The organism is Flavobacterium sp. (assembly GCF_041911335.1).
In the GTDB taxonomy this organism is placed as follows: domain Bacteria; phylum Bacteroidota; class Bacteroidia; order Flavobacteriales; family Flavobacteriaceae; genus Flavobacterium.
Window position 1 is genome coordinate 1 of record NZ_JAYRPD010000054.1, and the last position, 23,965, is coordinate 23,965.

At 32.7% G+C, this 23,965-nt stretch carries 29 protein-coding genes; 15 read left to right on the top strand and 14 right to left on the bottom strand.

What is annotated here, in order from left to right:
* Positions 1 to 186: 186 nt before the first annotated feature.
* The 3 genes from ychF to ACE3PD_RS09110 all read right to left on the bottom strand — a co-directional run bounded on the left by ychF (position 187) and on the right by ACE3PD_RS09110 (position 3,087).
* On the bottom strand, positions 187 to 1,281 hold the full coding sequence (gene ychF / locus ACE3PD_RS09100; RefSeq protein ID WP_374401679.1) for a redox-regulated ATPase YchF: 1,095 nt from the start codon (positions 1,279 to 1,281) through the stop codon (positions 187 to 189).
* A gap of 120 nt (positions 1,282 to 1,401) precedes the next feature.
* Complete coding sequence (locus ACE3PD_RS09105) at positions 1,402 to 2,541, bottom strand: hypothetical protein (RefSeq protein WP_374401681.1); 1,140 nt, start codon at positions 2,539 to 2,541, stop codon at positions 1,402 to 1,404.
* Positions 2,542 to 2,736: 195 nt separating this feature from the next.
* Positions 2,737 to 3,087: a 4Fe-4S dicluster domain-containing protein gene (locus ACE3PD_RS09110; RefSeq protein WP_374401682.1), complete on the bottom strand. Its 351-nt coding sequence runs from the start codon at positions 3,085 to 3,087 to the stop codon at positions 2,737 to 2,739.
* Between the two features lie 137 nt (positions 3,088 to 3,224).
* Here ACE3PD_RS09110 and ACE3PD_RS09115 point away from each other — a divergent pair, with 137 nt between their 5' ends.
* The 7 genes from ACE3PD_RS09115 to ACE3PD_RS09145 all read left to right on the top strand — a co-directional run bounded on the left by ACE3PD_RS09115 (position 3,225) and on the right by ACE3PD_RS09145 (position 8,627).
* A complete protein-coding gene (locus ACE3PD_RS09115) occupies positions 3,225 to 4,283 on the top strand; it encodes an acyl-CoA reductase (RefSeq protein WP_374401684.1) in 1,059 nt (352 codons plus the stop codon).
* A gap of 231 nt (positions 4,284 to 4,514) precedes the next feature.
* Positions 4,515 to 5,585: a 3-phosphoserine/phosphohydroxythreonine transaminase gene (gene serC / locus ACE3PD_RS09120; protein WP_374401686.1), complete on the top strand. Its 1,071-nt coding sequence runs from the start codon at positions 4,515 to 4,517 to the stop codon at positions 5,583 to 5,585.
* Between the two features lie 2 nt (positions 5,586 to 5,587).
* A complete protein-coding gene (locus ACE3PD_RS09125; RefSeq protein ID WP_374401688.1) occupies positions 5,588 to 6,181 on the top strand; it encodes a GNAT family N-acetyltransferase in 594 nt (197 codons plus the stop codon).
* A gap of 47 nt (positions 6,182 to 6,228) precedes the next feature.
* Complete coding sequence (locus ACE3PD_RS09130; protein WP_374401690.1) at positions 6,229 to 7,185, top strand: D-2-hydroxyacid dehydrogenase; 957 nt, start codon at positions 6,229 to 6,231, stop codon at positions 7,183 to 7,185.
* Between the two features lie 39 nt (positions 7,186 to 7,224).
* Positions 7,225 to 7,779, top strand: coding sequence for a DUF937 domain-containing protein (locus ACE3PD_RS09135; protein WP_374401692.1), 555 nt, complete (start codon positions 7,225 to 7,227; stop codon positions 7,777 to 7,779).
* An 80-nt stretch (positions 7,780 to 7,859) separates the two neighbouring features.
* A complete protein-coding gene (locus tag ACE3PD_RS09140) occupies positions 7,860 to 8,291 on the top strand; it encodes a DUF6146 family protein (protein ID WP_374401694.1) in 432 nt (143 codons plus the stop codon).
* Positions 8,292 to 8,294: 3 nt separating this feature from the next.
* Positions 8,295 to 8,627, top strand: a complete 333-nt coding sequence (locus tag ACE3PD_RS09145; protein WP_374401696.1) for a DUF6787 family protein — start codon at positions 8,295 to 8,297, stop codon at positions 8,625 to 8,627.
* 11 nt (positions 8,628 to 8,638) lie between these two features.
* Here ACE3PD_RS09145 and ACE3PD_RS09150 read toward each other — a convergent pair whose 3' ends face one another.
* The 3 genes from ACE3PD_RS09150 to msrA are packed head-to-tail and all read right to left on the bottom strand — an operon-like array spanning position 8,639 to position 10,219.
* The gene (locus tag ACE3PD_RS09150; RefSeq protein WP_374401698.1) at positions 8,639 to 8,953 is read right to left on the bottom strand and encodes a hypothetical protein; all 315 of its coding nucleotides are present in this window, start codon (positions 8,951 to 8,953) and stop codon (positions 8,639 to 8,641) included.
* 54 nt (positions 8,954 to 9,007) lie between these two features.
* The gene (gene folE / locus ACE3PD_RS09155) at positions 9,008 to 9,676 is read right to left on the bottom strand and encodes a GTP cyclohydrolase I FolE (RefSeq protein ID WP_374401700.1); all 669 of its coding nucleotides are present in this window, start codon (positions 9,674 to 9,676) and stop codon (positions 9,008 to 9,010) included.
* A 15-nt stretch (positions 9,677 to 9,691) separates the two neighbouring features.
* Positions 9,692 to 10,219: a peptide-methionine (S)-S-oxide reductase MsrA gene (gene msrA / locus ACE3PD_RS09160; RefSeq protein ID WP_374401759.1), complete on the bottom strand. Its 528-nt coding sequence runs from the start codon at positions 10,217 to 10,219 to the stop codon at positions 9,692 to 9,694.
* Positions 10,220 to 10,497: 278 nt separating this feature from the next.
* Here msrA and ACE3PD_RS09165 point away from each other — a divergent pair, with 278 nt between their 5' ends.
* From ACE3PD_RS09165 to ACE3PD_RS09190, 6 genes are all read left to right on the top strand, one after another.
* Complete coding sequence (locus tag ACE3PD_RS09165) at positions 10,498 to 11,163, top strand: ABC transporter ATP-binding protein (RefSeq protein ID WP_374401702.1); 666 nt, start codon at positions 10,498 to 10,500, stop codon at positions 11,161 to 11,163.
* Between the two features lie 110 nt (positions 11,164 to 11,273).
* A complete protein-coding gene (locus ACE3PD_RS09170) occupies positions 11,274 to 12,032 on the top strand; it encodes a TIGR02757 family protein (protein WP_374401704.1) in 759 nt (252 codons plus the stop codon).
* A gap of 11 nt (positions 12,033 to 12,043) precedes the next feature.
* The gene (locus tag ACE3PD_RS09175; RefSeq protein ID WP_374401706.1) at positions 12,044 to 12,616 is read left to right on the top strand and encodes a pentapeptide repeat-containing protein; all 573 of its coding nucleotides are present in this window, start codon (positions 12,044 to 12,046) and stop codon (positions 12,614 to 12,616) included.
* A gap of 253 nt (positions 12,617 to 12,869) precedes the next feature.
* Positions 12,870 to 13,424: a DUF2975 domain-containing protein gene (locus ACE3PD_RS09180; protein ID WP_194096027.1), complete on the top strand. Its 555-nt coding sequence runs from the start codon at positions 12,870 to 12,872 to the stop codon at positions 13,422 to 13,424.
* Between the two features lie 3 nt (positions 13,425 to 13,427).
* Positions 13,428 to 13,634 carry a helix-turn-helix transcriptional regulator gene (locus ACE3PD_RS09185; RefSeq protein WP_111565455.1) on the top strand — a complete coding sequence of 69 codons (207 nt, stop codon included), beginning with the start codon at positions 13,428 to 13,430 and terminating at the stop codon, positions 13,632 to 13,634.
* Between the two features lie 86 nt (positions 13,635 to 13,720).
* Complete coding sequence (locus ACE3PD_RS09190; protein WP_194096025.1) at positions 13,721 to 14,035, top strand: HPF/RaiA family ribosome-associated protein; 315 nt, start codon at positions 13,721 to 13,723, stop codon at positions 14,033 to 14,035.
* A 192-nt stretch (positions 14,036 to 14,227) separates the two neighbouring features.
* On the opposite strand, the gene carB is transcribed toward ACE3PD_RS09190, so the two are convergent.
* Positions 14,228 to 17,083, bottom strand: coding sequence for a carbamoyl-phosphate synthase large subunit (gene carB / locus ACE3PD_RS09195; RefSeq protein WP_374401709.1), 2,856 nt, complete (start codon positions 17,081 to 17,083; stop codon positions 14,228 to 14,230).
* Between the two features lie 173 nt (positions 17,084 to 17,256).
* On the bottom strand, positions 17,257 to 17,418 hold the full coding sequence (gene rpmH / locus ACE3PD_RS09200; protein WP_007136275.1) for a 50S ribosomal protein L34: 162 nt from the start codon (positions 17,416 to 17,418) through the stop codon (positions 17,257 to 17,259).
* Positions 17,419 to 17,585: 167 nt separating this feature from the next.
* On the opposite strand from rpmH, the gene ACE3PD_RS09205 reads away from it, so the two are divergent.
* The gene (locus ACE3PD_RS09205) at positions 17,586 to 18,101 is read left to right on the top strand and encodes a DUF2892 domain-containing protein (protein WP_374401713.1); all 516 of its coding nucleotides are present in this window, start codon (positions 17,586 to 17,588) and stop codon (positions 18,099 to 18,101) included.
* Positions 18,102 to 18,511: 410 nt separating this feature from the next.
* On the opposite strand, the gene ACE3PD_RS09210 is transcribed toward ACE3PD_RS09205, so the two are convergent.
* From ACE3PD_RS09210 to ACE3PD_RS09220, 3 genes are read right to left on the bottom strand one after another with little or no spacing between them, the layout of a single operon-like run.
* Complete coding sequence (locus ACE3PD_RS09210; protein WP_374401761.1) at positions 18,512 to 18,880, bottom strand: TSUP family transporter; 369 nt, start codon at positions 18,878 to 18,880, stop codon at positions 18,512 to 18,514.
* A 7-nt stretch (positions 18,881 to 18,887) separates the two neighbouring features.
* Positions 18,888 to 19,778: a lytic transglycosylase domain-containing protein gene (locus tag ACE3PD_RS09215; RefSeq protein WP_374401715.1), complete on the bottom strand. Its 891-nt coding sequence runs from the start codon at positions 19,776 to 19,778 to the stop codon at positions 18,888 to 18,890.
* Positions 19,779 to 19,782: 4 nt separating this feature from the next.
* Entirely contained in the window at positions 19,783 to 20,445 is a 663-nt protein-coding gene (locus ACE3PD_RS09220) for an alpha/beta hydrolase (protein ID WP_374401717.1), read from the bottom strand.
* A gap of 52 nt (positions 20,446 to 20,497) precedes the next feature.
* On the opposite strand from ACE3PD_RS09220, the gene ACE3PD_RS09225 reads away from it, so the two are divergent.
* Positions 20,498 to 20,779 (top strand): N-acetyltransferase, encoded by a 282-nt coding sequence (locus ACE3PD_RS09225; protein ID WP_374401719.1) that lies wholly within the window; start codon positions 20,498 to 20,500, stop codon positions 20,777 to 20,779.
* Positions 20,780 to 20,820: 41 nt separating this feature from the next.
* Here the strand turns inward: ACE3PD_RS09225 and mtaB are convergent, their stop codons facing one another.
* The 3 genes from mtaB to ACE3PD_RS09240 all read right to left on the bottom strand — a co-directional run bounded on the left by mtaB (position 20,821) and on the right by ACE3PD_RS09240 (position 23,852).
* A complete protein-coding gene (mtaB, locus tag ACE3PD_RS09230) occupies positions 20,821 to 22,149 on the bottom strand; it encodes a tRNA (N(6)-L-threonylcarbamoyladenosine(37)-C(2))-methylthiotransferase MtaB (protein WP_374401723.1) in 1,329 nt (442 codons plus the stop codon).
* A gap of 157 nt (positions 22,150 to 22,306) precedes the next feature.
* Positions 22,307 to 23,482 (bottom strand): GlmU family protein, encoded by a 1,176-nt coding sequence (locus ACE3PD_RS09235; RefSeq protein ID WP_374401725.1) that lies wholly within the window; start codon positions 23,480 to 23,482, stop codon positions 22,307 to 22,309.
* A 118-nt stretch (positions 23,483 to 23,600) separates the two neighbouring features.
* The gene (locus ACE3PD_RS09240; RefSeq protein WP_026724762.1) at positions 23,601 to 23,852 is read right to left on the bottom strand and encodes a type B 50S ribosomal protein L31; all 252 of its coding nucleotides are present in this window, start codon (positions 23,850 to 23,852) and stop codon (positions 23,601 to 23,603) included.
* Positions 23,853 to 23,965 lie beyond the last annotated feature (113 nt).

Consider the following 23,965-nt stretch of genomic DNA (forward strand, 5'->3'; position numbering starts at 1 on the left):
ATTGTAAAAAAAGCTGAAAAACCACCAGAAAAAAACATTTTTTCAACAGATAATTTTATCAATCAAACAAAATTAAGCATATAAACAAAGGGATACAGAAGTTTTTTTTCTATTTTTGAAAAACTTTCGGATAGTAGTGTAGTGGAAAGCAAATAAAAATAATTACAAAAAATAATTTTTTCATATTTACACATTAAAACGGAAATGCATTACATCGCCATCTTTTACAATGTATTCTTTTCCTTCTACTCTTAATTTTCCTGCTTCTTTTACTTTTGCTTCTGAACCGTAGTTGGAGAAATCTTCAAATGCGATTACTTCTGCACGGATGAATCCTTTTTCGAAATCGGTGTGGATTACTCCAGCAGCTTTTGGAGCTGTATCTCCGATGTTGATTGTCCAAGCACGAACTTCTTTAACTCCAGCCGTGAAATACGTTTGTAATTTCAATAATTTGTAAGCTGCACGAATTAACACTGCCGAACCTGGCTCAGTTAATCCCATATCTTGTAAGAACATTTGACGCTCTTCGTAGCTTTCTAATTCGGTAATATCGGCTTCTGCTCCTACTGAAAGAATGATAACTTCTGCTTGTTCGTCTTTTACTAATTCACGAACTTGGTCTACATATTTGTTTCCGTTTACTGCTGATGCTTCGTCTACATTACAAACATATAAAACTGGTTTTGTAGTGATTAATTGGAATTCTTCCATCATATCCACCTCATCTTGGTTTTGAGGAATTACTGTACGAGCTGATTTTCCAGCTAATAAAGTTTCGCGAATTCTATCTAACAATGCTTTTTCAGCTTGTGCTTCTTTATTTCCCGTTTTAGCAGCACGATTGGTTTTTTCCAAACGTTTTTCTACCGTTTCTAAGTCTTTTAATTGCAATTCGATATCGATTGTTTCTTTATCGCGAATTGGATTTACATTTCCATCCACGTGAACAATGTTATCGTTATCAAAACAACGTAAAACGTGAATAATAGCATTACATTCTCTAATGTTTCCTAAGAATTGATTTCCTAAACCTTCACCTTTACTTGCTCCTTTTACCAAACCTGCAATATCAACAATATCAACCGTTGCCATTTGAACACGCTCTGGTTTTACCAATTCCTCTAAACGAGCAATACGTGGATCTGGAACGTTTACTACGCCAATATTAGGTTCTATAGTACAAAACGGAAAGTTCGCACTTTGCGCTTTTGCGTTTGATAAACAATTAAATAAAGTTGATTTTCCAACATTTGGTAATCCTACAATTCCTGCTTTCATAAGCCCCTAAATCCCCAAAGGGGACTTTAAATTACTAGTTAATATTATTTTAAAAGTGCGCAAATATACTCTAATCCTGATTAGTATCAAAGTATTAAATAAAAGGAGTTGACGAAGTTGTTATTCTTTCGGATTTTCGACTTCGTTTTGGATTTCTTCGTTGCCTTTTCCTAATCGTTCAATAATTGCTTTTTCTTCTGCAGTAGACACAAAACCGGATTCTACATCCCAATAATCAGTAAAAAATGAAGTCTTTTTATTGATAAGCGATTTGCCTTTGAAAATATTTTTTTCACCATATTCAAAAGTTTTTTTGTTGAAATCGGTGATTACCATGTGATTCTTGACTTCTATTCTTCGTTCTTTATTTTTATATTTTTTTTCAAAACCAATAACTTCTTTAGAATTGGCTAAATAGTAGTAATTTCCTTCTTGTCGGAACGTGTTTTTAAATTCTAATTTATATACTTTTCTGGAGGCAAACATACTTTCTCTGTACGTTTGAAGTCGGTCTGGTGTTACATACGAACTAACTTCTATTATCAACTTTTTGTTGCTATCATAAACCACCACAAAATCAGATAAAATTCCTTTGGATTCGGGTAATGGAACAATTTTAATTACCAAATAATCTTCGTTTGAAGGATAAGTTTTTACCGAAAAATCATAAATTTTCTTAGCCTTTGAATCCAATACTTCATATAAATATTTGAATTGGTAATAATTTTCGATAATATTATTTAAATCATAACCTAAAATATCAGGATCAATATCGCCATCCAAAACACCTATTGCTCTGTTTTGTTCAACTAAAATATCAGTTTTAATACTTTTCGAATTACCTAAAATTTGAAAATTTATTAACCCATCATTAAAAAAAATAATTTGATTGTCTCGTTTATAAAACTCATGCAAATACACTTTCAAATTAACCGGAATTGTCATTTTGTTACGCGAATTTTCAATAATCCGTTTTAAAATTTCTTGAGGATGATCTTTGGTAATGATATACTCTTCTAATTGTTGTGTATTAGGCTCCATATACACCACATTTTCTTTTTTATTTAAGGTCGAAAATTTTACAACTAAAGTTTTATAAGACGAATGCACTAATTCTAAATCAGAAGATCGAGTTAGACTGATAATCGCTTTTCCTTCTTTGTTGGTTAAAAAGCCTTGACGAGTTTTAATAGCAGTTATCGTAACTTCCTCAACAGGCATATCGGTATCGAAATCTTTCACAATTATGGTAAACTCCAAATTTTGTGAAAAGACGAAATTTGTGAAAAAACATAATAAAAAAGCGAGTTTTTTTATCATAAAATCCCGATTATCAATCAAATATAGCGAAAATTTAATTATAAAACACGTATCTCGTGAAGTTTCTCAACCTACTAAAAAAGAAAGAGAACTTTCTAAGTGAAAATTCTCTTCCTTAATATTGTAAATAAGTATTTATTCGTTATGTAAAAACGATTGTCTGTTTAACAACGTTTCTTCACTTTCCACGTGATTGTCATCAGGTACACAACAATCTACCGGACATACAGCCGCACATTGTGGTTCTTCGTGAAAACCTTTACATTCAGTACATTTTCCAGGAACAATGTAATAAATATCATCTGAAATTGGTCTTTGAACTGCATCAGCATCAACTTCTGTTCCGTCTGGTAAAATTACTTTACCACTTAATTTTGTACCATCTTTCCATCTCCAATCATCAGCACCTTCATAAATTGCTGTATTTGGACATTCTGGCTCACAAGCCCCACAGTTGATACATTCGTCTGTTATTATAATTGCCATTTCTTTACGTTTAATTGTTTAAAAGTTTAATTGTTTAAAAGTTGAGACTCATATTAATTTAAACTTTTGGCTAATGCCTTTTCACTTCATATCTTTGTGCAAAAATACAACGTATACCAAACATAAACAAGTTACAAATGTTACAAATTGAAATAAAATCGAGTTTTGTTGAATTAGGGAATTTCTTACGTCAATTTTCTGAAGAAGGAAACGTTAAATCGGCATCGGTTTTACATAACGATTTGTTCTTTGATGACTTTACCTCTTTAATTGAACTTTCGCAATCGCACAATGGTTGGTTTACTCCAGAACAAGTTTTACATAGCATTCAATCTTGGGCCAAAGCCTTAACGGAAGAAAACCTAAATCAGTGGCTTTCAAACTACGATTTTTCAAAAATTGAACCTAAAAAAGTAGGCTTAATTTTAGCTGGAAACATTCCGTTAGTGGGTTTTCATGATTTTCTTTCGGTATTGATTTCTGGTCATGATGTATTGGTAAAAACCTCATCAAACGACCAACATTTATTAAAATTTTTAGCAAATTATTTGATTGCCGTTGAACCCAACCTTAACTCAAAAATAACGTTTGTTGAAGGCAAATTAGAAGGTTTTGATGCCGTAATTGCCACAGGAAGCAATAACACAGCTCGCTATTTTGAATATTATTTCAAAGACAAACCGAGTATCATTCGTAAAAACAGAAATTCAGTTGCGGTTTTAAATGGAACGGAATCACATGAAGATTTAGTAGGTTTAGGCGAAGATATTTTTAGATATTTTGGTTTAGGATGTCGCAATGTTTCCAAACTTTTTGTACCAAAAGACTACAACTTTGATAATTTCTTTAAAGCGATGTACGAATATCGCGATGTTATTCAATATGAAAAATATGCGAACAATTACGATTACAACAAAGCGGTTTTCTTGATGAGTAATTTCCAATTATTGGATAACGAATTTTTAACGATTAAAGAAGATTCGAGTTATTCCTCTCCTATTTCTTCTGTGTTTTATGAATTTTATGAAAATTTAGATGATGTCAAAAAACGATTAGAAAATGATGCAGAGCAGATTCAATGTATTGTTTCTAATGATTTGATTCCAAACTCAGTAGCTTTTGGTCAAACCCAACAACCAAAACTTTGGGATTACGCGGATAATGTGGATACTTTGGCATTTTTAAATAGTTTGTAACATGAAAATTTCAAAAATTATCAAAATTCAAAAAGAGAAAGAAATACACAAACACGAACCCAATTTTAATTTGGAAGCAAAAGTAAATTCCAATCGAAAAGCTTTAAAAAAGAAGAAATAAATATCGAAATCGTTTTTGTTAATAACATCTCATAATTATTGTAGCATTTAAGTCTATTTTTTATTTAAGAATTCCGAAATTTGACCTTTAAATAAATAACTACAACTACAATGAAAAAACATAACTACAGTGCAGGTCCATGTATCCTTCCTCAAGAAGTATTCGAAAAATCGGCACAAGCTATTTTAGATTTTAACAACTCAGGATTATCTATTTTAGAAATTTCACACCGCAGTAAAGATTTCGTAGCCGTAATGGATGAAGCTAGAGCCTTAGTTTTAGAGCTTTTAAACTTAGAAGGTAAAGGATACGAAGTATTGTTTTTGGGCGGAGGTGCTAGCATGCAATTTTTAATGGTACCTTACAACTTAATGAAAGTTGATGGAAAAGCCGCTTATTTAGATACGGGAACTTGGGCAAGTGGCGCTATTAAAGAAGCAAAACTTTTTGGAGAAACGGTTGTAGTAGCTTCTTCAAAATCTGAAAATTACAATCACATTCCAAAAGATTATAGTGTTCCTGCAGATGCCGATTATTTCCACTGTACTAGTAATAATACGATTTTTGGAACACAAATAAAATCATTCCCAGAAGTAAATATTCCTTTAGTTTGTGATATGAGTTCGGATATTTTTTCACGCGTATTAGATTTTTCAAAATTTGATTTAATCTATGCCGGAGCACAAAAAAATATGGGTCCAGCTGGTGCAACTTTAGTAGTGGTAAAAACTGAAATCTTAGGAAAAACAGGAAGAACAATTCCAAGCATGTTAGATTACCAACAACATGTTTCAAAAGAAAGTATGTACAATACGCCACCCGTATTTCCAGTTTATGCATCACTTTTAACTTTACAATGGTTGAAAAAATTAGGTGGAATTGCAGCAATTGAAAAAATCAATGATGCAAAAGCAAACTTACTTTACACTGAAATCGACAGAAATCCATTATTTAAAGGAACGGCAGCTAAAGAAGATAGAAGTAATATGAATGTTACGTTCTTATTAAGTGATGAAACACACCAAGAAAAATTTGATGCTATGTGGAAAGCAGCTGGAATTTCTGGTTTAGCTGGACATCGTTCGGTTGGCGGATACAGAGCTTCAATGTACAATGCTTTACCATTAGAGAGTGTTCAAGTTCTAGTGGATGTAATGCAAGAATTAGAAAAAGTGGTTTAAATATGAATTTTAATTTCAAAGAAGATTATATTTTAGAAAATGATGTAGTGCGTTTACAACCATTACAAGTAACTGATTATGAAAAATTAGTTGAGTTTTCTATAAATGAACCTAACCTTTGGAGTTTTAATGCAAATGGACCTGATAATCCTGAAAATTTAAAAAAATACATTGATAAATCATTATCACAAAAAAATAAACAATTAGAATATCCTTTTGTAGTTTTTGATAAGACAAAAAATAAAATAGCAGGAAGTACTCGATTTTACAATATAAATTTAGATGCAAAGCATTTAGAAATTGGTTTTACTTGGTATGGAAAAGAATTTCAGGGAACTTCTTTAAACAAAAACTGTAAATTTTTACTTTTAGAATTTGCTTTCGAAAAAATGCAATTAGAAAGAGTAGGATTTAGAGCCAATAATTTAAATATACGAAGCATCAATGCAATGAAAAGCATTGGTTGTATCCAAGAAGGTATTATGAGAAATTTTAGTACCGATGCAAAAGGAGAACGAATTGATGCTATTGTTTTAAGCATTATTAAAAATGAATGGTTTTTAACAATAAAAGAAAATTTAAAAAACAAATTATAAATTGGGTTAACTATTAAACTCATAAACATTAAACTTATAAACTAAACATGAAAGTTTTAGCAAACGACGGAATTTCAAAAAGTGGTATCAAAGCTTTAGAAAAAGGAGGTTTTGAAGTAATCACAACAAAAGTGGCTCAAGAACAAGTGGCCAACTTTATCAACACACACGATGTAAAAGTGATATTAGTTCGTAGTGCTACAAAAGTGCGTCAAGACATAATCGATGCTTGTCCTGGATTAAAAATCATTGGTCGTGGTGGTGTTGGAATGGATAACATTGATGTAGCTTATGCTCGTGAAAAAGGTTTACATGTAATCAATACGCCAGCTTCATCTTCTGAAAGTGTTGCCGAATTGGTTTTTGCACATTTATTTTCAGGTGTTCGTTTTTTACACGATGCCAACAGAAATATGCCATTAGAAGGTGATACCAATTTTGACGGATTGAAAAAGGCCTACGCAAACGGAATTGAACTTCGTGGTAAAACATTAGGAATTATTGGTTTTGGACGTATTGGTCAAGCGGTTGCAAAAATGGCTTTAGGATTAGGAATGAAAGTTATTGCTGCGGATAAATATGTTAATGAGGCGGTTATCAGAGTAGATTTTTACAACGGACAATTCATTAATGTTGAAATCGTTACCGAATCATTAGAAGATATCTTCAAACATTCTGATTTCATTACTCTACATGTACCAGCGCAAGATGGATACGTAATTGATAAAGAAGAATTTCAATTAATGAAAGAAAATGTAGGAATCGTAAATTGTGCTCGTGGTGGTGTAATTAATGAAGTAGCATTGATTGAAGCTTTAGATGAAGGAAAAGTATTATTTGCAGGCTTAGATGTTTTTGAAAAAGAACCTACACCAGAAATTCAAATTTTAATGCACCCAAAAATTTCATTAACTCCTCATATTGGAGCTGCTACAGAAGAAGCTCAAGATAGGATTGGCACAGAACTTGCTGAGCAGATCATCAGTTTATTGAAAAATAACTAAAATTTTTATTATCTTTAATCGAACAAAAACTATAAAATTATGTTTGATCAACTCTCAGAATTAGTAAAACAATTTGGCGGCGATGCAGTGATAAATAATCCAGCGGTTCCTAATGAACAAAATGATGCCGTAATGCAAGAAGCTGGAGGTTCTATCCTTTCGGGTTTAAAAGATATGGTTGCTAATGGTAACATTAACGATTTAACTGAAATGTTATCTGGAAAAACTCCAATTGATGGAAACAACCCAGTTGTACAACAGTTGACCGAAAAAGTAACTGGAAACTTAGGAGAAAAATTCGGTTTATCATCTGATGCTGCAGGAAGTGTTGCTTCTGGATTAATTCCACAAATTTTGGGAGGATTAGTTAATAAAGCTAAAGATCCGAACCAACCTGAATTTAACATGAGTGATTTAGTAAGTGCTATTTCTGGTGGAAATGGTGGCGGATTAATGGATGCCGTTTCTAAATACGGTGGACAATTTGGCTTAGATCAAAATAATGATGGAAAAGTAGATATGGGAGATGCTATGGCAGCCGTTACAAAAAAAGGTGGTTTAGGAGGTTTACTTGGAAAACTTTTTGGCAAATAAAATTTCATTATAAATATTTTAAAGCATCGACTTATGTCGGTGCTTTTTTTTATCTTTATACTTTCTAAATAACATAAGTTATGAAATCAATCGTTGTACTATTTTTTACGATTTTTTCAGTGCTCATGGCTTGTAATTCATCAAAAGCTCAAAAAACTTTTGAAGACAAACCAAAGCTAGAAAGTGATACAATTCGTATATCCAACGAAGAAATTGAATATGATGTTATTATAATTGATGGTGGATTCACTTCTTGGTTCAATAGTTATGCTAGACCTAGAAATTATTATACACAATCTTATTTAGAAGCTAGAAATAGAATTTGGGTGTTAGAATGGAATAGAAGAGCAACGCTACCTTCTCAATACAATCCAAATTTATATGAAATGACAATTAATTACCAAACAGGAATTGATTATGGATTTGAAGTAAATTACATGATTTATAATTACTTGGTCTATTTTCAACTTACCAACAAACAACAATTAGGCGGTTTTGTACCAAGAATATAGTTTATGAAGAAACTTAAAGAACGCTGGAATGTAACTTCAAACTGGCAATTATCGATTATTTTTATAGTATTTGCTATTACTGGATTTAGTTCATTACAATTAGCAAAACCTTTTTTATCCTTAATTGGTATTCCAGAAACTTTTCAACCACATTGGTTGTACCGAATTCTAAGATTGGTTTTAATATTTCCTATTTATCAAGTGCTTTTAGTTCTTTTTGGTTTTATTTTTGGACAATTTACTTTCTTTTGGGAGTTTGAAAAGAAAATGCTAGACCGAATGAAATTAGGTTTTATCGGAAGATATTTTGACACAAAACTAAAAAAGAAGCCTTGAAGCTTCTTTTTTTATTCTTGTCCTTTTCCTCCTCTTATTACATAAGTGTAAAACCAAGTTATAGTGAAAGTCGGAATCACATCTACAAACGGAAGTAATTCTTCAATAAAACCAAAAACTCCTGCTAACTTTCCTGCAGTACCTTTGAACATTACCACTAATAAAATTCCTGAAATGGGTGCCCAAAACAAATCGGTAACCTCAGCAAAAACAGGAACAAAATAAGATACCATTCCTATAAAATCAAAAAGTAAACTCAGAACTAACATCGTTCCTTTGTTATTTTTAGCTGGGACAGGTGTTTTTATAATAGGTTCTTGTGTCATTTTAATGTTTTAAATTTCCTAACGAATATACAAAACTAATGCCACTTTTGAAACCTATTCTTTGTGAATCATTTTATAAAAATCGTCACGGAATTCTTTCTGATTGAAAACACCACCATATTGTAAAGTTGAAGTGTAGCTGCTTTCATCTTTTATACCACGACTCGAAACACACAAATGCGTTGCTTCCATCACAACAATTACATTATCTGTTTCTAATACCGATTTCAATTCGTTGAAAATTTGCATAATCATACGCTCTTGCACTTGTGGTCGTTTTGCGTAATAATCTACAATACGATTTAGCTTTGACAAACCGATAACTTTTCCAGAAGAAACGTAACCAATGTGCGCTTTTCCAACAATCGGTAAAAAGTGATGCTCGCAAGTAGAATTGAAACTGATGTTTGCCTCTACCAACATTTTATCATACTGATACGAATTATCAAAAACTGAAATCTTTGGTTTGTTCGCTGGATTTAATCCTGAAAAAATCTCTTGCACAAACATTTTGGCTACACGATGCGGCGTTCCTTGCAAACTATCATCGGTTAAATCCAAACCTAATTCTTTCATGATGATTTCAAAATGGTGTTCAATAACTTCCATTTTTTCAGCATCTGATTTAAAAAAAGCATCAGGTCGTAACGGTGTTTCAACCGATGTCATTTGGTGATTATCACCGATAATGTCGAATATTTCTTTTTCAATAGTAGTTTTCATAGCAATTTTTCCCTTCTATTTTAATTTCGATTTATAATATTTGCGCAATTTTTCTAATTTCGGTGCAATCACCATTTGGCAATAGCCTTGACTTGAATTCTGATTGTAATAATTTTGATGATAATCTTCTGCAGGATAAAATACCGTAGCCGAAGAAACTTTAGTCACAATCTTTTTATCGTACAACTTTTCTTTTTCTAATAATTGAATGTAGTTTTCCGCTTTTGTTTTTTGAGCTTCCGAATGATAGAAAATCTCACTTCTGTATTGTGTTCCCACATCGGCTCCTTGGCGATTTAATGTTGTTGGATCGTGAGTTCCAAAGAAAACTTCTAATAAATCTTCATACGCCACTTCATTTGGATTAAACGTAATTTGAATGGCTTCAGCGTGACCTGTTTCTCCTGTACAAATATCTTTGTAAGTAGGATTTTTAGTCTTTCCTCCAATATATCCCGAAACTACTTTTTCAACTCCTTTTATTTCTAGAAAAACCGCTTCGGTACACCAAAAACAGCCTCCGGCAAATGTCGCAACTTCCATACCTTCTTTTACTTTTGTTTTAACAGGTTCTTTAAATTCCTCTTTTACTACTGGTTTTTCTTTAGCTGTGCACGAACTAAAAATCAAACTTAAAACCAATGATAACCCTTTAATTATATTTCTCATAAACTCTTTGGTTATTTTGTTTAACAAATCTACAAAAAAATTAAACACAAAATCTAATTTAACTAAACTTTATTATTTGAGATACGCGAATAGATGTGCAATAGTTTTTTTATTAGTCAAAAATCTTTGTTTCTTTGTAGAAATGTTCGGTTATGATTACAGCTAAAAATCTACATAAATATTACGATTCGCTTCACGTTTTAAAAGGAGTGGATTTGCACATTAAAAAAGGAGAAATCGTTTCAATTGTTGGTGCTTCGGGGGCTGGGAAAACGACTTTACTTCAAATTTTAGGTACTTTAGACGAACCTGCCAAACAAAATGATACCGTTTTAGAAATCAATGGAGCTTCTGTTTTGAATTTAAAAGACAAAGAACTTTCTAAATTTAGAAACCAACATTTAGGCTTCATTTTTCAGTTTCACCAATTATTACCAGAATTTACTGCTTTAGAAAATGTTTGTATTCCAGGCTTTATAGCCAATCGCGATAAAAAAGAAGTAGAAACCGAAGCCAAACGTTTATTATCCTATTTAGGTTTAGCCGAAAGAACGCATCACAAACCCAGCGAACTTTCTGGTGGAGAACAACAACGTGTTGCCGTTGCCAGAGCTTTAATCAACAAACCAGCCGTTATTTTTGCTGACGAACCATCGGGGAATTTAGATACGCATACCGCCGAAAACTTACACGAATTATTCTTCAAACTACGTGATGAATTCGGACAAACCTTCGTAATTGTAACGCATAACGAAGAATTAGCCAACATGGCCGATAGAAAACTAACGATGGTAGATGGGAATATTGTAACTATTTAAATTGATAAACATATAAGTCACCTAAGCTTAAATGAACTTATTAAACACTTTTACCAAAATAAGCTTTACCAATATAAAAACTTATATGACTAATATGTTAAAAACAAAAAATGACAAAATCCGAGTTAAAAGAATTTCTAGACGAAAAAGTCGAGTTGTACAACAATCCAAATTTTATTGAAAGCGACCCGATTCAAATTCCGCATTTGTATTCTTTGAAAGAGGACATTGAAATTGCTGGATTTTTAGCTGCCACTATCGCTTGGGGAAATCGTAAAATGATTATCAACAACGCGAAGAAGATGATGGATTTGATGGGGAATTCACCATACGATTTTGTCATGAATCATTCAGAATTGCAATTAGAATCGTTAGAAAATTTCGTGCATCGTACTTTTAATGGAAAAGATTTTGTGGGATTTGTAAAAGGTTTACAACACATTTACCAAAATCATAACGGACTAGAAGCGGTTTTTTCTAAAGAAAATCTAACGATGCAACATACGATTTCCGAATTCAAGCAATTGTTTTTTGAGATTCCACATTTAGCTCGAACGGAGAAACATATTTCCGATCCATTGAATGGTTCCGCTGCAAAGAGAATAAATATGTACTTGAGGTGGATGATTAGAAAAGACAATAAAGGTGTTGATTTAGGGATTTGGAACAGCATCGCTCCTGCTCTATTATCTTGTCCGTTGGATGTACATTCTGGAAATGTAGCTCGGAAATTAAAATTGCTTACACGAAAACAAAACGATGCTAAAGCTTTAGAGGAATTGGACGAAAATTTAAGAAAACTCGACCCGAACGATCCTGTAAAATACGATTTTGCCTTATTTGGATTAGGCGTTTTTGAAGGATTTTAAAAAATATATTTATGCACGCAGATTACATTATTGACCAAAATTTTTCTGACATTACCTTTTCAGAAAATGATTTCAAATACAAAGAATACGAGAATTGCACGTTTACAAATTGTGATTTTACTTCTTGTTTTTTTGTTGCCGTTACTTTTATTGATTGCAATTTCTTGGATTGCAATTTTAAAGGAACAAAAATCAATCATATTTCGTTGCGTGATGTTTGGTTTACGAAATGTGATTTTACTGCTGTAAACTTTGCGATGACGGACCAAATTCTATATGAATTTCACTTCAAAGATAGTTTACTAGATTATGCGCAATTCTATAGTTTGAAATTAAAGAAAATGCAATTCATCAATTGTAGTATGATTGCCGTTGATTTTATGGAAAGTGATTTATCAGAAGCAATGTTCGACAACTGCAATTTACGTCACGCTGTTTTCATTGGAACAACCGCCAACAAAACCGATTTTTCAACCAGTTATGATTTCATCATCGACCCAGAAAAAAACAAACTAAAACGTGCTATTTTTTCTACTGAAAATTTAGCTGGATTGTTGAAGAAATATGATTTGGTCATTAAATAAGCGTTGCACTTATTAGGAACGCGGATAACACGGATTTTCAAGCGCAGATTTTACGGAATTAAACACATAGCTACATAGATTTATTTTTCGATATTTTAAGTTTAAGCGTTACACTTTTCATAGCTCACATTGATAGTGATTTTGCCTAAAGTATATTGTATCAATAAAAATTTATCAAAAAAAATTAAATATTTATTGTTTTTCAATAAATTTTTATTGACATTTGCATCGTTAACTTTTAATATTTACTTCTATGGAAATTAAAATTAGTGCACAACAGATGCTAAATGTATTGTATGTATTGGCTTGGATTATCTTTATTGGACTTGGTATTGATGCCGGTGGATTTCTCGTAAACACCTTTTTTACCTTGTTCATTAATCCGATAGGTTCATCGTATTTTTGGAACCATATCGATTTGTCTTCCTTGTATCAATTTAACCAAAGTCATTTTGTGACGTTAACCTCGTTAATGAGTATTGTGGCGGTTTTAAAAGCCATACTGTTTTATTTGATTATCAAAATCATTCACGATAAAAAATTAAATTTAGCCCAACCCTTTAACAAAGATGTCAATCGTTTTATTTTTAGCGTGGCTTATTTGACTTTAGGTATCGCCATTTTTGCTATTTGGGGAACCAACTTTTCAGAAAACATGGTAAAACAAGGCGTTACTATTCCGTCTATTCAGCATTTAAAAATTGCGGGTGGCGATGTTTGGTTGTTCATGGGAATTACGCTTTTGGTGATTGCTCAAATTTTCAAACGCGGTATCGAACTTCAGGAAGAAAACGAATTAACAGTGTAAATTATGGCAATAGTAGTAAACTTAGATGTGATGATGGCGAAACGCAAAATGTCGCTCAACGAACTTTCGGAAAAGGTGGATATTACGTTGGCTAATTTATCTATTTTAAAAACCGGAAAGGCAAAAGCCATACGTTTCAGTACGCTGGAAGCCATTTGCAAAGTGTTGGATTGTCAGCCGGGCGATATTTTAGAATATACGCAAGATTAATTTATAGCTTTTTTAACTTTTAGGAAGTTGGAAAATGGAGCGAATATTCGTAACTTTAGGTATTATTAATTATAATCCTTATAACTATGTTAGTTCAAATTCACACCGACAAAAACATTGAAGGCGGAAGCCGTTTTTCAGAATTCTTTAGTAACGAAATTAAAAATGAATTAGCAAGATTTGACGAAATCGTAACCCGAATAGAAGTACACGTCTCTGACGAAAATGGAAATAAATCCACTCCAAACGATAAAAAATGTGTAATTGAAGCCCGAGTAGAAAAAAAACAACCCATAGCTGTTACCGCAACAGCCGATAGCCCAGAAAAAGCGTTTTATGAAGCTTTAGAAAAAATGCAACGTGTTTTAGATACGACTTTAGATAAAATTAAAGAACATTAAAAATGAAATCCCGAGTTTAGGCGAGGGCACTGAAAAACATCGACTATTTTGATTAGTGCCCTCTTAATTTGAGGCTTTTTTGTTTTCAGATGGTAATTTATCAAGTGAAGCATCAATATTGTGCAGCATTGTATTCCTTAGAAAAAATAAAAAATCCCAATCTTTTGATTGGGATTTTCTTTTTTTTATTAATTACTTCGTTAAGTACATTTTTCTTCTTGAATACAAATCGTAGAATTGATCATCTTTTAAATCATCAATAAACAAGATGCTTTCTCCAGTTGATTTCATTTCTGGTCCTAATGCTTTATTTACATTTGGAAACTTACTGAAAGAGAATACCGGTTGCTTAATCGCATACCCTTTTAATTGTGGGTTGAAAGTAAAATCGGTTACTTTGTTGTGACCTAACATTACTTTTGTCGCATAATTCACATAAGGTTCGCCATACGCTTTTGCAATAAATGGAACTGTACGAGAAGCTCTTGGATTCGCCTCAATGATATAAACCGTATCGTCCTTTATCGCAAACTGGATGTTGATTAAACCAACCGTTTTTAATGCTACCGCAATTTTCTTAGTATGATCTTTGATTTGTTGCATTACAAACTCACCTAAGTTAAACGGTGGTAAAGTTGCATTACTATCCCCTGAGTGCACTCCACAAGGCTCGATATGTTCCATAATTCCTATGATGTAAACATTTCCATCCGCATCGCAAATTGCATCTGCTTCTGCTTCGATAGCACCATCTAAATAATGGTCTAACAGTAATTTGTTATTTGGAATATGTTTTAAAATTTCGATAACGTGTTCCTCTAACTCTTGTTTGTTGATGACAATTTTCATGCCTTGACCTCCTAATACATAAGATGGTCTTACCAAAAGTGGAAAATCTAACGTATCAGCTAATTTTACAGCTTCTTCTGCATTTTCAGCTACTCCAAATCTTGGGAAAGGAATATTTAATTCGGTTAACAATTCTGAGAATCTTCCTCTATCTTCTGCTAAATCTAAAGCATCAAAAGAAGTTCCGATGATTTTGATTCCGTATTTGGCTAATTTTTCTGCTAATTTTAAAGCCGTTTGTCCACCTAACTGAACAATTACACCTTCTGGTTTTTCGTGTTGGATGATATCATATATGTGTTCCCAAAAAACAGGCTCGAAATATAATTTATCTGCCGTATCAAAATCGGTAGAAACCGTTTCTGGATTACAGTTAATCATGATGGTTTCGTAACCACATTCTTTCGCAGCTAAAACTCCGTGAACACAAGAATAATCGAACTCAATTCCTTGTCCAATTCTATTTGGTCCAGAACCTAGAACCACTACTTTTTTCTTATCGGTAACGGTACTTTCGTTGTGAACGTATTTTGTTCCGTCAGCCTTTTCAATTTCGGCCTCAAAAGTTGAGTAGAAATAAGGTGTTACCGCTTTAAATTCGGCAGCACAAGTATCTACTAATTTGTAAACACGTTTGATGTTTTGCTCTTCACGCAATTTGTGTACTTGACTTTCCAAACAACCCATCATGTGGGCAATTTGACGGTCTCCGTATCCTTTCTGTTTTGCTTCTAAAAGCAACTCTCTTGGTAATGTATCTACTTTATAATTCGAAATTTCTTTCTCTAAATGGAATAATTCTTCATATTGTTTCAAGAACCACATGTCGATTTTCGTAATCTCATGAATTCTACTTAACGGAATTCCCATCGCAATAGCATCATAGATTACGAAAACTCTGTCCCAACTCGCGAAAGTTAATTTCTCGATAATTTGTTCGTAGTTTTTGTAACCTTTTCCGTCTGCTCCTAACCCATTGCGTTTGATTTCAAGCGACTGAGTAGCCTTGTGAAGCGCTTCTTGGAACGAACGTCCAATTCCCATAACTTCTCCTACCGATTTCATTTGAAGCCCTAATGTTCTATCAGAACCTTCAAACTTATCGAAGTTCCATCTTGGTATTTTTACGATTACATAATCTAACGTAGGTTCAAATAAAGCCGAAGTTGATTTTGTAATTTGGTTTTGTAATTCGTCTAAGTTATATCCTAAAGCTAATTTCGTTGCGATTTTTGCAATTGGATATCCCGTTGCTTTTGAAGCTAATGCCGAAGAACGCGATACACGAGGATTGATTTCAATTGCTACAATATCTTCTTTATCGTCAGGCGAAACCGCAAATTGTACGTTACAACCTCCAGCAAAATTTCCGATAGAGCGCATCATTAAAATCGCCATATCACGCATTTTTTGGAACGTTGTATCTGATAATGTCATCGCTGGTGCTACTGTAATCGAATCTCCAGTATGAATTCCCATTGGGTCCATATTTTCAATCGTACAGATAATCACAACGTTGTCGTTACTGTCGCGTAAAAGTTCTAATTCGTATTCTTTCCAACCCATTAAAGCCTTATCAATCAAGACTTCGTGAATTGGTGATGCTTCTAAACCGTAAGTTAAAGCACCATCAAAATCTTCTTTTTTGTAAACAATTGCTGCTCCTGTTCCTCCTAATGTAAACGAAGGACGGATTACCAATGGAAACCCAAATTCCTGAGCAATTTCTTTTCCTTGTAAGAAAGAATTAGCAGTTTTAGCAGGCGCTTGCGGAATTCCAATTTTATTTAATAAGTTTTTGAATTGTTCTCTATCTTCGGTGATGTTGATGGCATTGATATCTACACCTATTAATCGCACTCCGAAATCTTTCCAAATTCCTTTTTCATCTGCTTCAATTGCTAAATTAAGTGCCGTTTGTCCGCCCATTGTTGGTAAAACAGCATCAATTTGTGGATGCGCTTTTAAGATTTCGATGATGGATTTTGTGGTAAGCGGTTTTAAGTAAACATGATCGGCCATGGTTGGGTCGGTCATAATGGTTGCTGGATTAGAGTTAATTAAGATAACTTCAATTCCTTCTTCTCTTAATGAACGCGCTGATTGAGAACCTGCGTAGTCAAATTCGCAAGCTTGACCAATAACAATAGGTCCAGATCCAATAATTAAAACCGATTTGATTGTGGTGTCTTTAGGCATTGTGTTGTTGTTTTGTTGTTGTGGGTTGTAGTTATATTGCGATTATAAAATTACTAATTTTCAAAGGGTTGCACTAAAAAGCACTTTAAAACTTATTCAAATTTTATAAACAGTTTAAAAAAAAGCCGCTACTAATAAAAGTAACGGCTGATATATTGTTTTAAGCTAAAACATTATTTTTTGTGTCTTGGTTCGCAAGAAACAGTTAACTTATGTCTTCCTTTAGCTCTTCTACGAGCAAGCACTTTTCTTCCATTAGCAGAAGCCATTCTATCCATGAAACCGTGCTTATTTCTTCTTTTTCTTTTTGATGGTTGAAACGTTCTCTTACTCATTGTAGTATTTTTTAAAATCTATAAATAAAAATCTTTTTTTAAACTCATAGGTTTCCTATCCTGAAAACCGAGTGCAAATATACAAAGACTTTTTTCATTCGCAAATACTTTTTTAAAAATATTTTTAATTGATTTTATTACCTTTGCACTCAACAAAAAATTACAACATGTTTCACAAAAATATCAAATTAGTTTTAGCAGCTTTAGTTATTGCTTTCGGAATTTATCAATTCACAGAAAATAACATTGGTAATGGAATCTTTTTAATCTTATTTTCTTCCATTTTTATTTTCTTATACTTTAAAAACGAATTCATTTTACTAGCCTTTTTAAAATTAAGAAAGCAAGATTTTCCTGGAGCTCAAAAATGGTTGTCTTATATTAAGAACCCTGAAGCCGCTTTAGTAAAAAAACAACAAGGTTATTTCAATTACTTACACGGCTTAATGGTTTCGCAAACGAACTTAATCGAAGCTGAAAAATATTTCAAAAAAGCAATCGCTCTTGGTTTATCGATGGATCAAGATTTAGCTTTAGCTAAGTTACAGTTAGCAGGAATTGCCATGACCAGAAGAAGAAAAATAGAAGCTACTAATTTGCTAAATGAAGCAAAGAAGTTAGACAAACATAACATGCTAAAAGATCAAATTAAAATGATGAAAGAGCAAATGAAAAAAATGTAATTTATTCATTTTCAATACACAAAAGCACCTTTTTTAGGTGCTTTTTGTTTTTTATCGAGTTAATATTTCCTTTAACGAGTTTTTTAGATTTGAATATTTCTTTTTCATAGTTTAGCTAAGTAAAAAGTAAAAATTCCCCTAAAATTAAATATCCACTATAATTTTTATGAAAAGATTTATTCTAAAAAGATGGAAAAGGGGAAATTCCAACTTTTAAAAAATCTATTAAATAAACATGAAAAGATTAAAAGTTATAGTGGTTTTTCAAAAGAAAAAAATACTTACAGAATAAACTCTGATTACGTATTTAATTAATTTAGCACTAATTCAACCATACAGAAAAACACCGTTTTGAGTCATTTAAATTCTACTCTATCCTCTTAAAAAAATATCGATTTCTGTATGGTTTTTTATTTTCCGAGTAACATCTTTCCTGCGATTAATAACAGAATAAATCCAAATACTTTTTTTAGCATTTTTTGATCTAACCCAACGGCAATTTTGCTTCCAAAATAACCTCCAACAACAAAGAATATCGCGATTATCCCAACATAACGCCAATCTATAAAACCTTCTTTATGATAAGTGTAAACAGCGACTGCTGTAACAGGAACTACTAAAACTGCTAAACTAGTTCCTTGCGCTTGATGTTGATTAAATCCAAGAAGCAAAACCAACAAAGGCACCATAACAACACCTCCACCCACTCCAACTAAGCCACTCAAGATTCCGGCTAAGACACCGATTAAAACTAAAGATAAAACAATTTGAACATCCATTGGGCGCTTATTGTTTGTGATATCCTGAAGTTGGGATTTCGATTTCATATTTTTTTCTTGAATTGTTGGTTAGTTTTTTATCGCGTAACCAAGGATTGTGAATTTTTAAAATTTTATAATTCACGCCTTGCGTTTTAGCAAACTTTGCTAAATCCGTAATCGAAGAATCAACTACTATTTTTTTGGTTGGAATAGTATAATACAAAGCTTCTTTTGGTATTGAAAAACCATACTTGTCTGAATTTTTCATGATTTCTTTCAAAGCTAAAATTCGGAAAACATAACGAGAAGTTTCTTCGGTAAGTAACAAATCGTAATAATTGTCTACATGTTGCTCTTCCATTTTTTTTGCAATTCCGTTCATTCCTCCGTTATAAGAAGCTGCCGCCAATGTCCAAGAACCAAATTTTTCTTTCGCGCTTAATAAATATTTACAAGCTGCTTCGGTAGATTTTTCTAAATGATAGCGTTCGTCTACCTCATCACTTACTTCCATTCCTTTTTCTTTAGCGGTTGCTGGCATAAATTGCCAAACGCCTCTTGCTCCTGCTGGAGAAACCGCATTCACCAAACTACTTTCAATTACCGCTAAATATTTAAAATCATCTGGAACTCCGTATTTAGCTAAAATAGGTTCAATTATCGGAAACACTTTATTCGCACGTTTAATAACCAAAGTAGTATTCGTATGATAATTCATATTGGTAATCATTTCTTTATCCAAACGCTCCTGAACATCAGCCATGAATGTTGGCACTTCTTCACCTGAAAAGTCCATTTTTAAACTATAACCTACTGGCGAATATTTCATATCATCTGAAACTACTCCATAAATTAGAAAACTTGCTAAAAGAGCAACCGTTCCTAAAATCACTATCTTCTTCATATGCTTTTTCATTTTTTTAATCGTTTAAAATTAATTTAGGTAAATTTTCATTCAACCACTTGAACTTATTAATAATCATGATGTGAGTCCCGCCTTTTACAACAATACATTTTTCGATGTTTTTGATTGGAAAAACCTCATCCGCATCACCATGAATATGAACAACCGCTTCGTTTACTTCTTTTTGTTTCCAACACAAAATAGTTTCAATAGCCCAATCCAAATAGTGCTTATCTCGAACCGATAAATATTTTTCGTATAACTTTAATCGTTTCGCTACAATATTATCTCCAAATGCATATTTAACCAATTTTTCAATATCAGCTAAAAGTTGGGTTGGAATTAACTTATATGCTTTTGTCGCTTTAGCTACTTTAAAACGCGGTGGAAATTCAGCATTGGATTTTACACTTGAAATGATAATTACTTTACGAACTTTCATTTGCTTTGCCATTTCCTGAACCAAAACACCTCCAAAAGAAACGCCAACTAAAACCGGATTTTCATCCTGAATTTTCTCTGTCATTCGAAGTGCATAACTTTCGATACTTTCTTTTTCATGAGGCAAAAACCATTCCAAAAAATGCATTTCAAATTGGTCTTCTGGTAATTTTATATTCTCGAAAATAGTTGGACTTGCAGCCAAGCCAGGCATAAAATAAATTGGAATCTTACTCATTACCATTATTTTAAAAAAGTTTCGTAAATTTGCACCTTAATTGAAAGGCATCATGGAAATCAAAGATAATGAACTTTTAAGACAATTTGAAATTATTACGGAAACTGGATTGGTTTCAATCGAATATTCTATTCAAGAACGCAAGTTGTTTTTGACTAAATTTTGCAGCAATAATAACGAAAATGAAGAGTTACACAACGAATTTATCAAAACCGTTTTAGAATTGGCACAAGAACGAAAATTAAAAGTAGTTCCAACACACGCAAAATTTATCAGTTTCTTTAGAAAGAATCGAAAATTTCAAGAAATGTTGCCTCCTGGAATTAAGATTTAATTCTAAGAAAAATCCCAAGTCTATTAAACTTGGGATTTTTTTTATGCTTCTACGTTTAAAAATTCCATTCTTACGCTTCCGTCTTCGTCAATCTTGGTTAGATTAATTTCGTGCAACGTATTGACTAATTCTGGATTCCAAGGTGTTTTTACTTTTACGTAATTTTCGGTAAATCCGTGAATGTAGCCTTCTTTATTTTCGCTTTCGAATAAAACCGTTCTGTTGCTTCCAATTTGACTTTCATAAAACGCTCTTCTTTTCTTAACTGAAAGTCCGCGTAACATTTTACTTCTTTTCGAACGTACGTTCATTGGCACTACTCCATCCATTTCAACCGCTTCAGTGTTATCTCTTTCTGAATAAGTAAATACGTGTAAATAGGAAATATCTAAATCATTTAAGAAATGATACGTTTCTAAAAAATGCTCATCCGTTTCTCCTGGAAATCCAACAATCACATCAACCCCAATACAAGCATGAGGCATTATTTCACGAATTTTAGCTACACGTTCTGTATAGACTTCGCGCAAATAACGACGCTTCATTTTTTTCAAAATATCGTTTGAACCCGATTGTAATGGAATATGAAAATGTGGTACAAATGTTCGGCTTTTCGATACGAATTCAATCGTTTCGTTTTTCAATAAATTAGGTTCGATGGAAGAAATTCGCAAACGTTCGATTCCTTCTACTTCATCTAATGCTTTTACTAAATCTAAGAAAGTATGTTCGTGTTTTTTATTTCCGAATTCTCCTTTTCCGTAATCACCAATATTTACACCAGTTAACACGATTTCTTTGATGCCTTGTTCCGAAATTTCTTTGGCATTTTTCAATACATTTTCTAATGCATCACTTCGAGAAATTCCTCGAGCTAACGGAATCGTACAATAAGTACATTTATAATCACAACCGTCCTGTACTTTTAAGAAAGCACGAGTTCTGTCTCCAATCGAATAACTTCCTACATAAAAATCGGCTTCTTCGATTTCGCATGAATGAACTTCACCCATGTCGTTTTTCGACAAGTCATTAATATAATCGGTGATTTTGAATTTTTCTGTCGCACCTAAAACCAAATCCACACCATCAACTGCAGCTAATTCTTCTGGTTTTAATTGGGCATAACAACCTACTGCGGCAACAAATGCTTTATCATTCAGCTTCATTGCTTTTTTAACAATCTGCTTGAATTGTTTGTCCGCATTATCAGTAACCGAACACGTATTGATTACATAAATATCCGCAATTTCTTCGAAATCAACACGTTCAAAACCTTCATTTTGAAAATCACGTGCAATAGTAGACGTTTCTGAGAAGTTCAATTTGCATCCTAAAGTGTAAAATGCGACTTTTTTCTTGTTTTCCATAAGTAAAACTCAATTAATGAAATCGTTGTCAAAAAATTGAGAGTGCAAATTTAACCACAAATTTTGTGATATTAAAATATAAGTAAAATAAACCACAGATTCGCCGATTTAAAATTATCTGTATTTTTAAAAAATCTGCGAATCTGCGGTAAACTCATTATTCTTTTCTATATTTTTTCGTTTCCTCAAAAACATGTTCTAAAATTTTCGCGTCTTGTTCTGTGAATTCTACGTGACGTCGACTCATTACAATTTTAGCGGTTTCGAAAGCTTTTTTAGTGATGTAAGTGGTGAATCCTGATGCGCCTCCCCATGAAAAACTTGGTACAAAATTTCTAGGAAATCCAGATCCAAAAATATTCGTTGAAACTCCAACAACCGTTCCTGTATTAAACATCGTGTTGATACCACATTTACTGTGATCGCCCATCATTAATCCGCAGAATTGCAAACCTGTACGAGCAAAACCTTCGGTTTCATAACTCCACAAACGCACTTCTTCGTAGTTGTTTTTTAAGTTGGAATTATTAGAATCGGCACCAATGTTACACCATTCTCCTAAAACGGAATTTCCTAAAAATCCATCATGACCTTTATTAGAATACCCGAATAAAACCGAGTTATTTACTTCTCCACCAATACGACAATGCGGCCCAACAGTTGTTGCTCCGTAGACTTTTGTCGCTAATTTTACTTGCGCTTCTTCACACAAAGCGAAAGGACCACGAATAACCGAACCTTCCATGATTTCGGCATTTTTACCAATGTAAATTGGACCTGTTGAAGCGTTTAAAGTTACAAATTCTAGCTTCGCTCCTTCTTCAATGAAAATATTTTCTGGAGCAATTACGTTGACGCTTTTTGGAATCGGCTGCGAAAATCTATCTTCGGTTAACAGTTCGAAATCTTCACGAATAGCAGCATCGTTCTTTGCAAAAATATCCCAAGTATTTTCAATTCGTAAAACATCACCTTCGTATTCAATCAACTCATATTCATCAAAATCGATATCTTCTTGCGTATCGTGTGTATGAAAAGCGATAATTTCTTCTCCAAAAAGAATCGCTTCTTTTGGATTCAGATTTTGAACCATATCAATTAAAATCGGATTGGGTAAAAACGAAGCGTTTATCATGATGTTTTCTTCCATTTCTACCATTGGATATTTTTCCATTAGATATTCTTCGGTAAGCGTGGTGGTAGTATAGCCTAAATATTTTTCCCACTTTTCGCGAATAGTTAAAATTCCGATACGAATATCAGCTACTGGACGCGTAAAAGTAAATGGAAGTAAGGCATTGCGAACGGTTCCGTCAAAAAGTATATAGTTCATTATGTTGAATTGTTAAGGTGATGAATTGTTTAAAACAATACTCAAAAGTAGGAAGATTTAGGCAATAAAAAAAGCCTCACCTAAGTGAAGCTTTTCTCTATTTTGAAAAAGCGAAAAATTATTTAGCTTTTTTAGCGTATTTGCTGTTGAATTTATCGATACGACCTGCAGTATCAATAAGTTTAGATTTACCTGTGTAAAAAGGGTGAGACGTTCTAGAAATCTCCATTTTGAAAACTGGATACTCAACACCTTCGTGAGTAATAGTTTCTTTAGTTTCTACTGTAGATTTAGTGATAAAAACATCTTCATTTGACATGTCTTTGAATGCAACTAATCTGTAATTTTCTGGGTGAATACCTTTTTTCATTTTGTAAATCTTTTTATTAAGCGATTATAATTTGTTTCGCGGCTTTAATTTTATAAAGGTGTAAACAACTTATAACCTTTTGGTTTATAAACTTTTTATTTGAGAGTGCAAAA